The organism is Spiroplasma endosymbiont of Sarcophaga carnaria, assembly GCF_964019595.1.
In the GTDB taxonomy this organism is placed as follows: domain Bacteria; phylum Bacillota_I; class Bacilli_A; order Mycoplasmatales; family Mycoplasmataceae; genus Spiroplasma; species Spiroplasma poulsonii.
Window position 1 is genome coordinate 669,561 of record NZ_OZ026456.1, and the last position, 11,448, is coordinate 681,008.

The 11,448-nt window shown below is 22.2% G+C and carries 14 protein-coding genes and 3 pseudogenes; 3 read left to right on the forward strand and 14 right to left on the reverse strand.

Going from position 1 to position 11,448, the window contains the following annotated elements; all coding sequences use genetic code 4:
• Positions 1-41: 41 nt before the first annotated feature.
• From AACK91_RS04055 to AACK91_RS04065, 3 genes are all read right to left on the reverse strand, one after another.
• Positions 42-524, reverse strand: a complete 483-nt coding sequence (locus AACK91_RS04055; protein ID WP_338964367.1) for a lipoprotein — start codon at positions 522-524, stop codon at positions 42-44.
• Positions 525-965: 441 nt separating this feature from the next.
• Entirely contained in the window at positions 966-1,487 is a 522-nt protein-coding gene (locus tag AACK91_RS04060) for a UPF0236 family transposase-like protein (RefSeq protein ID WP_338966614.1), read from the reverse strand.
• A complete protein-coding gene (locus tag AACK91_RS04065) occupies positions 1,385-2,053 on the reverse strand; it encodes a UPF0236 family transposase-like protein (RefSeq protein WP_338964370.1) in 669 nt (222 codons plus the stop codon). Before AACK91_RS04065 ends, AACK91_RS04060 begins: the two co-directional genes overlap by 103 nt.
• 126 nt (positions 2,054-2,179) lie before the next feature.
• Here AACK91_RS04065 and AACK91_RS04070 point away from each other — a divergent pair, with 126 nt between their 5' ends.
• Both AACK91_RS04070 and AACK91_RS04075 read left to right on the forward strand, forming a co-directional pair.
• Entirely contained in the window at positions 2,180-2,284 is a 105-nt protein-coding gene (locus AACK91_RS04070) for a lipoprotein (protein ID WP_338964373.1), read from the forward strand.
• Positions 2,268-2,600, forward strand: coding sequence for a hypothetical protein (locus AACK91_RS04075; protein WP_338964375.1), 333 nt, complete (start codon positions 2,268-2,270; stop codon positions 2,598-2,600). Before AACK91_RS04070 ends, AACK91_RS04075 begins: the two co-directional genes overlap by 17 nt.
• Before the next feature lie 20 nt (positions 2,601-2,620).
• Here AACK91_RS04075 and AACK91_RS11595 read toward each other — a convergent pair.
• A pseudogene (locus tag AACK91_RS11595) lies at positions 2,621-2,737 on the reverse strand (spiroplasma phage ORF1-like family protein); the annotation flags it as partial.
• Between the two features lie 170 nt (positions 2,738-2,907).
• A complete protein-coding gene (locus tag AACK91_RS04080) occupies positions 2,908-3,879 on the reverse strand; it encodes an IS30 family transposase (RefSeq protein ID WP_338964377.1) in 972 nt (323 codons plus the stop codon).
• Between the two features lie 119 nt (positions 3,880-3,998).
• Here AACK91_RS04080 and AACK91_RS04085 point away from each other — a divergent pair, with 119 nt between their 5' ends.
• Positions 3,999-4,103 (forward strand): lipoprotein, encoded by a 105-nt coding sequence (locus tag AACK91_RS04085; protein ID WP_338964379.1) that lies wholly within the window; start codon positions 3,999-4,001, stop codon positions 4,101-4,103.
• Between the two features lie 226 nt (positions 4,104-4,329).
• On the opposite strand, the gene AACK91_RS04090 is transcribed toward AACK91_RS04085, so the two are convergent.
• From AACK91_RS04090 to AACK91_RS04130, 9 genes and pseudogenes are all read right to left on the reverse strand, one after another.
• Positions 4,330-5,292 (reverse strand): IS1/IS1595 family N-terminal zinc-binding domain-containing protein, encoded by a 963-nt coding sequence (locus AACK91_RS04090; RefSeq protein ID WP_338963247.1) that lies wholly within the window; start codon positions 5,290-5,292, stop codon positions 4,330-4,332.
• Between the two features lie 307 nt (positions 5,293-5,599).
• Positions 5,600-7,804, reverse strand: a pseudogene (locus AACK91_RS04095) (spiroplasma phage ORF1-like family protein).
• Between the two features lie 16 nt (positions 7,805-7,820).
• Positions 7,821-8,057 (reverse strand): hypothetical protein, encoded by a 237-nt coding sequence (locus tag AACK91_RS04100; RefSeq protein WP_338963583.1) that lies wholly within the window; start codon positions 8,055-8,057, stop codon positions 7,821-7,823.
• A complete protein-coding gene (locus AACK91_RS04105; RefSeq protein ID WP_419334477.1) occupies positions 8,057-8,368 on the reverse strand; it encodes a hypothetical protein in 312 nt (103 codons plus the stop codon). The genes AACK91_RS04100 and AACK91_RS04105 overlap by 1 nt, the downstream gene beginning before the upstream one ends.
• Positions 8,361-9,374 (reverse strand): annotated as a pseudogene (locus tag AACK91_RS04110) (hypothetical protein). The gene AACK91_RS04105 and the pseudogene AACK91_RS04110 overlap by 8 nt, the downstream one beginning before the upstream one ends.
• On the reverse strand, positions 9,374-9,577 hold the full coding sequence (locus AACK91_RS04115) for a DUF2649 family protein (protein WP_338964381.1): 204 nt from the start codon (positions 9,575-9,577) through the stop codon (positions 9,374-9,376). Before AACK91_RS04115 ends, AACK91_RS04110 begins: the two are co-directional and overlap by 1 nt.
• Before the next feature lie 153 nt (positions 9,578-9,730).
• Positions 9,731-10,168, reverse strand: a complete 438-nt coding sequence (locus tag AACK91_RS04120; protein ID WP_338964384.1) for a DUF3627 domain-containing protein — start codon at positions 10,166-10,168, stop codon at positions 9,731-9,733.
• A gap of 604 nt (positions 10,169-10,772) precedes the next feature.
• The gene (locus AACK91_RS04125) at positions 10,773-11,024 is read right to left on the reverse strand and encodes a hypothetical protein (RefSeq protein ID WP_338964387.1); all 252 of its coding nucleotides are present in this window, start codon (positions 11,022-11,024) and stop codon (positions 10,773-10,775) included.
• Positions 11,018-11,173, reverse strand: a complete 156-nt coding sequence (locus AACK91_RS04130) for a hypothetical protein (RefSeq protein ID WP_338964390.1) — start codon at positions 11,171-11,173, stop codon at positions 11,018-11,020. The genes AACK91_RS04125 and AACK91_RS04130 overlap by 7 nt, the downstream gene beginning before the upstream one ends.
• Positions 11,174-11,448: the final 275 nt, after the last annotated feature.

Here is an 11,448-nt window from a genome sequence, read left to right on the forward strand (position 1 = left end):
TGAATTGTCGCTGTATAATCAACTCGAACAGCTGAAAATGGTTAGGGATTAATATCTGTTGGAAACTTACTACGTAAATTTTCAACATCAATATAACTTACTTTTACAACATTTCTTTCATCATCTAACGTTAATGGCACTGTATTAGAAAAATAATTTGAATATTCGTTTTGTAATTCATGATTAACATTATCAAAAATTTTTGTAAAATTGTTAATAAAATAAGTCGCTAATTTATTATCTTCTGAATTGCTTAATTTTAATTGATAAGGTTCAGTATCACCCTTATTTACTTTAGAATAGATTTTTGATAAGTCATTTTTTGTGCTATCGACATATGGCGTATCTTTAATTTTTTGATTAATTTTTTCAGATGCTTTTACTTGAATTTCATTAAAGACTTTAATGTCTTCTGCTGTAATACTTTCGTTGCTAAGATTTTTTTTGTTATGACAGGCAACAACATTTGGCGCAACAGTTCCAACTAATGTTATTGTCCCTAAAATACTTAATAGTTTTTTCATTGTTTTTTCCCTCTTTGCTTTTAGTTATATTTATTTAAAATTTAAAAACTAAAATTTAGGCGGGATATGTGTCTTACGAAATAAACATAAACATTTTGTATGCAAAAAAATAATTAGAAGAATAATTTTACAATAACACCTAATTTTACAAATACTTAACATAATTTTTTCATCTCTATTCTTTTTATTTTTTCATAGTTAATAAAAGGAAAAAATACGTAATTATTATATCAAATTACTTGGCTTGTTTTTAACAATTAATCATAGTATTTAATTAGGGGGTGTTGCAAATAAACGGGTATTATTTAATTTAATTAAAAACAAGAAACTTTTTTTCTTTTATAAAAACATAATAACACAAAAAAATAAAAATACAAAAAATAATTTCATATTTTAAAATACTAAAAAATAGTTTAAAAACTAAAACTAAATTATTTTAAATTAACTAAAATTAAATCTCATAATTTTTAAATCCAAAATATTTTTAAATATTGAAAATGAAAATGTTTTATTCCCATATCCTAAACAAGATTTTACAACTCTTAAAACATCACTTTCAGCAGATACGCCAATATTTCACTCTTTATTTTGATTTAAAATAACATTTTTTAAATTAATAAAATACCTTAATTTAATTCTTTCATTCTGTAATGATTTTAAAAAAGTTATAAATTCATCGTATTTTCCTTGTAAAAATAATTCCTTTGCGTGTAAATAATTTTTAAATGATTCTTTACTACGATTACCACAATATATATTATTCTTTAATTCTCTTATTGTATGAAACCTATCAAATATAAACATACCATCTAAAATTTTAGCAGTTTTTTTAATTCATTTAGCACTATCCCCACCAATAATTAATTTAATATTTTCATAATTTTTAAAAAATTTTTGAATTTGTTTTTTAATAAAGTAATTAAATTCTGCTCCTCGAGTTTTCTTATTAAGAAAAAAAAACAATATTTTTTATTTAAAGATTTATTATTTTCTTTTCCAGTATTAAATGAAATTATTCTAACAGTTTGCAAATAAGATTTATTATTTTTATTTTTTAAAGTTATATGTGCATCATCTAAATTAATATATAAATTTTCAAAATTTTTTAAATCTATTCTTTTATCTTTTCTTTTTATTAATGCTTTTCGTAAAATACGCGAAACAGATGAAAAATGCAATTTACAATTAAACATATCTAATATATCGCTATATCTTTTATTTTTTGCTATTTCAGCAATTATTTTTAATTTTAAATCATTAATTATTCTTTGTCATTTTCCAACTCCAAATTGTTTGTCAACAATAGGAACATGTTTTCACTTACCCTTATAAAAATATTTGTAAATTCTTCGCTTATAAATCAATATTCCAAATTCTGTTTTAATTTTTCTAGTTTTTATTTCTTTTACAAAATATTTTGTTTTATCTCGTTTTTTAAAAATTATATTATCAATTCTTTCTATTTTTTCTTTTAACTGATTTAAAGCATTTTCATAAATATTTACGCTAAATTTATTAAAATTAAACATTTTATTATTTACTTTCGTTGTTAAATTAAAATTATTAGTTAATATATTTCATAAATTTACACCTACTTTAAAAAATGTATAGTATAATTAAGAAAATTATAACATTTCACAGAAAGGGATAAAAATATGAAAAAATGACTAAGTATTTTGGGAACAATCGGATTAACTGTAACAAGTACAACAACATTAATTAGTTGTGAAAAACCAAATAACAATGAAAACGGGGGGTAATAAACCAGAACCTTGAAATCCACAACAACCGCCAGAAAATAGTAGTTGAAAGTTAATACCATTAGATAAATTAAATAGGAATCCAGATAATAAATGATATATTGGAATTGTAAAAAAGAAACAAAATGATAATTTTTCTATTATAAAATTTAATTTTTCAAATAAATCAATTTGAGATAATAGTGGGGTACCTTATCATATTATTAATGGTGTATGATATCTTTTTAAATCATATTATTGTTGAGATGGTTTAAATGAACCTCAAACACCTGAAATTGATACAAATACCGGTAAAATTACAGATTGAAAAGAATAAAAGGACTAACAAGTCCTTTTTTAAATTAATCGAACAAACTTCATAAAGATAATTAATAGGAATATATTTGTTATTGTATTATATAATGCTGGACTAAATTTTCATACCTCAAATGTTTGACTAAAAAAACTATATATTGGAATTATGTAAAATGAAGTGCAACAAATCTTATTAGTCAAATAATACAATAAAAATCATAAAAAATCAATTATAAATTTTTAAAAATCAAAATATTTATAGTTTTTATTTTATTTTAAGGAAAATTAAGCACACTAAAAAATAATTTATTAAATTACTTCAAATAAACCTATTTAAAATTATCTGAAAATACCTCTTTTGCTGTTTTTCAATTAAGAACAGGCCTTAATTTATCATTTATAACATTAACTACTCAATTTATTTTTTGTTGACTAACATTATTAAAATCAGTTCCCTTAGGAAATCATTGTCTAAGTTCAGAATTCATATATTCAATTAATGGTTTTTGTTGTGGTTTACCAGGGTCACAAAAATAAACTTGTGTTTCAGCAAATATTTCTAATTCTCTTCATTTACTAAATTCTTTTCCTCTATCAGTTATTATTCCTTTAATTTTCCCAAATAAATTATTACTTATAACAATATCTTTAAACTTTTCCACAACTTCATTAGCAGTATGATTTTTTAATTTCATAACAAAATAACTTTTACTATTTTGTTCAACTAAAACCAAATTACTAGATTGATGCTCTTTTCCAACTATGGTATCCATTTCAAATCAACCAACATCAGTCTCTTTATTCTCAATATCTCATATTGATTTAAAATTAATTAATTTACCACGATTATCAAATTTTCCTTTTGTTTTATATTTTTTACCACGATGACGTAAATTCTGTTTTAAAAAACCATAAAAACCCAAACGAATTCATTTATACAATGTTTTAACACAAACAGGAAATTTAATACCAAACTTTAGAAAATAACGATGAATAAGTTGTGATGGAGAATCACGATAAACATTAAATCTTATATTAATAAAATTTAATTGTTCTTCTGTAAACTTATATCTTTTATTATTCTTTTTTCTTTTCTCATAATACATTTTATCTAACTTATAAGCACTATATTCATCAATAGTTTTAAAACGCTTAATTTCTCGCAAAATAGTACTACGATTTCTGTTCAAACATTTAGCAATTTGTGAAATATTTATTTCACCATTCTTTTTTAAAAATAATTTTGATAATAATAATTTTTCCAATTTAACCTTATCAATAAAAATTAAATGACTATACATAACATTTATATACCTTTCATTAATTTATAAATTTAATATTAAAATTATTTAATACATTATTGATATATGATAAAATCAATTATAGCATTCAAGTAATTTTAATAAAGGAGAAGTAAAATATGAAAAAGTTACTAAGTATTTTAGGAGTAATCGGATTAACAGCAACAAGTACAACAACATTAATTAGTTGTGAAAAACCAAATAATAATGAAAACGGGGGGTAATAAACCTACACCATAACCACAACAACTACCAGAAAATAGCAAATGAACTAATATTCATAGAACACAGGCGCCTAATAAAGAATTTTTAACTGCTACTAATAAATGATATTTTTATATAAATAAATACTTTAATTTTGTCGAAAACTCTTGATGAAATAAAAAAAATCATCAATATGACAATTTGAAAACTAATTTTGTGTAAGATTATGATTTTGCTTTAAATTTTTTAAACGTTAAAATATAATACCGTTGATTGTTGGTTTGGTGTTAAACCTTTGTGTTGGTATTTTCATTTTCAGAGCTTTAAATAATTTTGAATATTAGTGAAACCCAAACCATGATAATGAATTAAGGCTTCTTTAAGACTGGATTGTAATTTACTAATCTTATTTAACTTTTGATAACTAGTATCAGGGTTTGTACTAGTTTTGGTGGAATATAGAGTAGAATTTGTTTGTTTTGCTACTAATAAATATAGTGGTTGCATATCAGAAATAATTATTGATTTTTCTTTAATTAGTTGCTTATTCATATTTTCAATAATCCATTGTTTTTGTAATCTTTTGGTATTGGTGGATTGAACAAAAATATTATTATTGCTATCAACTGCCATTTGAATACAGCATTTGGTATCAGTTGAAAATGGATCGAGATGAGTTTTTCGTTTATCAAATTTATCTTTAAAATTGCCTTTATGAATTTCTTTAATAAATGTTTCATCCATTTGGATTTGACCATTTAATTTTTTAAATTTTAACTGTGTATTTTCTAATTGTTTTGATTGCATTAATTTTTGTCGATTATATCAAGCGGTTTTTGGGGTTGTTTTAATAAAACGAGAAATTATTTTACTAGATTGTCCTAACAATGAAATTTGAATTAATAAATTTCACTGTTCATAATTTAAATGACTTCAATAAGTAAAATGATGACGAAATGCATCAAAACTAGCACGACATTTTTTACATAAATATTTTTGTTTTCCTTCGGAATTATGACCATTTTTAACACAATGAAAAGATTTGCAATTAGGACATATAATGCCTTTATCTCTAAATTTTTGATCAATTTCATTTAAACGTTTTTGTTTTTTAATTAAGTCTGCTTGTTGTTTTATTTTTTCATAAAATTCTAAAAATTGATCATCTGTTAAGCTATTTATTAATTCTGTAATTATTTTTTTCATCATTTATTTACCTCTATATATTAAAAATATACCTAATTTTAGGTATATTTTATAAATATCAAGAGTTTTCGACAAAATTAAAGAATAAATATGAAAATAATTATATAACGACAAAATTTTATTTTGATAATAATTTTATTAATAATCAAAACACTTGATGACAACACTTAAAAAATGATTCAGATTTTATTTGAAACTATAATTTAGTATATCGTTGAAATAAAAACAATGAACCACAAATACCAGAAATTAATAAAGACACAGGACTAATAATTGATTGAAAAGAATAAAAGGACTAAAAAGTCCTTTTTTAAATTAATCGAACAAACTTCATAAAGATAATTAATAGGAATATATTTGTTATTGTATTATATAATGCTGGACTAAATTTTCATACCTCAAATGTTTGACTAAAAAAACTATATATTGTTTGAAATATTTTACCAACACCGCTTGCTAATTCGTTTACTTGTTTAACACCGGGAATATTATTTACAATTCAAATTGCAGCATTTTTTATATGACACGCTAAATTATATCAACTACAACTTTCATATTGGGCTTGTCATCATTGTCAATCAGGAAACAACCCGCCATTATTTATTTCTTGTCAGTTATAAATTCCAAAATTAAAATCATAATAACGGTACATATCATTTTCTTTTTGGGCTTGTAATTCAAAAACATTATAACCGATTTTTTGTTCTTCAATTTTTTTGTATTTTAAACCGTATTTATCTTTTAAAGCACCTTCAAAAATATAACCTTCATTTTGATTAATATTATAATTATTTGCAACTGAAAAATCATAATTAAATACATTACCATAATTAGTATTATAAAAACGATTTTTAAATGCTGAATACAATTTAATGTCTAATTGATTGTATTTATCAGAAAAATAAAAATAACGAGGATAAATTTTAAAACCATTATTTGCTAATAAACCATATTTTTTATTATATCCTTGTACATAAGTATCATTTTCTAAATCAAAAATGGTACGTAAATAATCTTTATAAAAATTTTGGGAAACCGTAAACATACTATTTAATAGTTTTTCAAATTGATTTTTATTAGTATTAGTTTCATCAATTAAAACATCTCTAAAATTAATCAATTTTAAACCAAAAAAATTAATTAAAACAGTATCATACTGTAAATTATCAATATAACCACTTTCAATAAAATTACTACGATTTTGAAAAACAGGTACCAAAGCATGGGTAAAAAAGGCTTTTAAAAATTTATTAATATCAATTTGACCTTTCATCTGTTCAAAAACCATTTTACCAGTATTGGGAGTATTACCTTGATAATAATTATAAGTTTCAGCACTAAAATTAAAAGTATCTTCTTTTTCTTTTATGAAAGAAAATAAAAATCCTAAATCATCAGTATATCGATAATTATTATAATCACTACCATTTCAATATTGTTTAAGATGTGTTAATTCTAAACTACCAGCAATAATATTTTTATTTTCATCAATTGTTAAAATCATCCGATAAATTGATTTTCTAGTTAAAATAACATCAGGTTTTCAATCTAATTTTTCCATATTATTAATAATTTCAAAATCAAAAATTATTCTTTCACTACCCAAATTTGGGTCATCATAGTTTGGATTACCACCTTGCTGAATTCGGATATTTTCTTGTACAATAACATCAATATATTTAAGCAAAAAAGAACGAACATTTTGATAATATTCAGTATATCATTTTAATTTGCCACCATTATCAACAACGGGTAATTCTGGTTCACCGTTTCCATCTCAACGATATACTAAATTATAGTTTCAAATAAAATCTGAATCATTTTTTAAGTGTTGTCATCAAGTGTTTTGATTATTAATAAAATTATTATCAAAATAAAATTTTGTCGTTATATAATTATTTTCATATTTATTTATATAAAAATATCATTTATTAGTAGCAGTTAAAAATTATTTATTAGGTGCCTGTGTTCTAGGAATTTGTATTCAAAACTCATTAATCATTTTAACTAATTGTAAATTATCAATACCTCTTTCTAATTTATTAATAACTTCCACAGTATTAAAATACTTAGCAAAAGAATAAGAAAAATTAGTTAATTCTTTTAAAAATTGTTTCTTATCCACATCATAAAATTTATCAATATTATATTGTTTAGAATAAGTATCTCAATTTTTATATAAATCCATAAACTTATCACTAAGCTTATCAAATGAAATTCCCGTTGAATAACTATCTTTTAGAAAATCTAAATATCACTTATCATTATAAGTTAATGATTGTGATGTTTTTAGAGTTGGATTAATAAAGTAATTTGTTTCAGACCAGTTTTCAAAAAAACTACTGCGTAAAAACATTGTATTAATAAAATCAGTTTCATTCATTCCCGTTGTTTGTTGATTAACAGTATAATTCTGCTGATTTAAGGGTTTAAATGCTGTTAAAGTAATAAATGGAATAATTAAACCTAAAATACCTAAAATAGATATGGCAAATAAAGATAATGATTTTTTCATATTTATAATTCAACCCCTAACTATACAATGTTTTTGAAACAATAAACCCAACAATATATAAACTTGATATTGTTAACATTAATGGATGACTAAACAAAATTGCCATTTTACCAAACAAAGAAAGTAAAAAAGTATCTGAGTTATATAAATCCATAATGATATTTTTTGCTGATGTTAATTGATTTATAATCACCGTAATAAAACTAGTACCAAAAATAGCAATTGCAGCAACTAATAAAACTAATCTAATCATTAATCTGTTTCCTTTCACTGACCCTTTTTATTAGTCTTATATGCTTTTTTAACACCACGTGCTGTTGAAGCATACAATTTTGATGTATTGTTTTTAACAGTTGAACCTAATTCATTATATTGTGTTCTTGTTCCGTGGATAGCATAAATTGATAACTTAACAACCATAAAAAAGATAATAAAATAAGCAATAGTTGTATTTGTCATTGGTAATTTAGTATTTCAAATTACATCAAAAATAAACAAAAATACATCAAAAATAAAACTAAAAATATTATCTCAATTATTACTTTCTGATAATAAATTAATCATCTTTATCACTTCCTTTTTCTTTTTTAGGTTTTAAATTTTTTTTCAAAATATCAATATCAAACAATTCTAAACGCTCTTTAACACTTAATTTAGTAATTTATGACCAATAATATTCTTTTTTATTAACTATTTCATCATTTTTTAAATCACGAACAAACTTTAATCATTTACTATCATATTTCTGTGCAAATTCTAACGGAATAATTATTTTAAAAAACCGAATTCCTAACCCAACATCAGATTTATGTTTTGCTCGTTTTCCTTCTGCTGTTCGTTCTACTGATTTTATCTTTCAAATTTTATAATCAGTAATATCTTGAAAAATACCAATTCTCATAATAAAGAAACGATTAAAAAAATTTAATCCTTTTTTAGCAATAGGTTTTTTCAATGAAATTGGAATAATAATACCACTTGCTAATTGTCGAATATTATTTCAAATCATACCCTCACGCTGAGCAGTAAATAAAGCACGATTACCAAAATGTCTTGCTAATACAATTCACGGAATTTTACCACTATGAACTTTTTTCTCATCGTGGGGACTAGTTCCATCAATATATAAATAACTTTCATCAAATAAAATAACACTATCATCAGGGGGAACCGGTTTTGTTCTATCTGTAAAATCTAAATTTTTAAATGTTAAAACCTTAACTTTATCATCTTCTAACGGATAATTACTATAAATCTTATCTGTTAATAATTTCATAGTTTGTGATAAATAAGTTAAAAGTAATGTTTTTCCCGTTACTAACTTACCAATAATTACTGATAACGGATTATCTCAAACAAAATTTACTAACCGAAAAGCATTTAACTGATAAAATATGTTTTTTCAAACTCATCAGACAAAATAAACACATTGCAAAGCAAACAATAATCAAAATACTAAACCGGTATAATTTAATGAAATTATTCAAAGTAATAAATCAATTAAACTAAACAAAATCATTGAACCACTAATATAACAATAATTTTTTACGAAAAATATAAACTTTTTCATTACTTAAAATACCCAACTATTTTAAAAACCATTCACAATAAAAACCACGTTAAAAATAAAATCACAATTCAAACACCAATCATCAGAATTAAATATTCATTTTGAGTTAAATTTCAAGTTGTAATAGTTTCAACATTTGTTTTATCTATAAACAAAAAGATATGAATAAAAAACTCTTTTAATTTTTCTCAATCATTTTGCATTTTTAAAAACTCCACATTTTTTTGAATAAGTTTAAAAAACATCCCCAAAAATAAAACGATAAATAACACAAACGATATAACATATAAAAATTCAGGAGCATTTGAACCAATAATATAACTAACAAATTGAACTCAATAATCATATAAACTCATTTAATTTAAACTTTCTAAATCATTGATTAATTGTTGCACTTTTTCATCACTTCAATTTGTTAAATTATTATTGTTATTTGTTTTTACTTTTTTAGGTTCATCTTGAAATAAAGCCTTTTTCATTTGTGTAAAATAATTTTGTTTATATTGATTGTATAAATTAATTAATTCTGTTCCAGTTAAATACTTTCAAATATGTCGTTTTAAATTTTCATCATATTTTACAATAGGATAAGAATTATCATAAATCAAACCAATTGCTACTTGTTCTGAATGTTTTTCACTAGGATAAATAAATTTATTACTCAATCAAAAACCAATATGACGATTATGATTAGGTAAATTTATAAAACTTGCTTTTTCTGTTTCAAAAACTATCAACTCTTTACGAATAAAATAATTTTCTACATTTTGATTTTTCTTAACAAAATTACTCAATTTTATCAACTCCTAACTAAATATTTATTTAATAAACAATGTTATATTTAATGTTTATATATTGTTTATTTATTAATAAAAACATTGATTATTAACAATGTTATACATAATGCTAATATATTGTTTATTTAATGTTTAATAAACATTGTTAATAAACATTGTTAAATATAAAAATAATAAAAATTGGCACACTGAAAAATACTATTTAATTTTTAACAATAGTTATTAAAATATAAAATTAATAATTTATAATTAAATTGATATTTTTGCACTACATACTGCCTACAAATTTTAAAAAGAAAGTAGATATATTTATAAAGAATATTATAAAAATTTATATTCCAAAACTACTATTAATATGACCCTTAATAAAAATATTCTTATTTTTATTAAATCCTACTTTAAAACAATTATTTCATTACTAATAATTTCAATAATAACATTTAAATTTATTATTTGAATTTTTAATAAATTAACAAATTTATAAATATTTTTATACAGAGAGAAAACCATAATAATATTTTAAATTTAATTACTAAAAATATAACTAATAGTGTGCCTTAGTTTTTGTTAAAATACTTTGAATTTATAGAGTAATATACTCTTAAAATCCTTTAACCATAACACGTAAAAAGTTTAAAATCTTAATAATTACAAAAATACCAAATGGAATTAAAATAATTCACGCATCACCTAAAAAGGTCATTAATTGTGGTAATACAGCATAAATTGCTTCTTTAACTTTCATCATTGCTTGCCCTAAACCACTTCAAATAGAACCCATTCCATCTGAAATAGTAGGTTTATCACCAACTGCTAAAAAATTAATTGCTGTTGTTAAATACATACCTAACATTGTTTATTATCCTCCTTATTTTCAATTTCTTTTTTATATTTTTTCTTTCCTCGAATTTGGCGAATTTTTTGATAAATTGATAAACCAATTCACGCAAAAATACCTAATATAATAACAACACTAAATATTGTCGTTAATCAACCTGGCATAATATATCTCCTTTCAATAAATTAAAAAATTGAAATTTGCAAACTCGCTCCGCTCATTGTCGCTTTGCTCCATTAAAAAACATTATTGAATAAATTATCCGCTAATAAATTACGCGGAATAATTTATTCTTTTACTTTTTAATTTCAATATCATTTGCAATCTTATTGACAGTATTAATAACATTATCTTTACCATATTTTTTCACTAACGACCGCAAAATAAAATATTGCTTTGTTTGCATAATTCCAACTCCTTAAAATTTTTAAAAAATAAT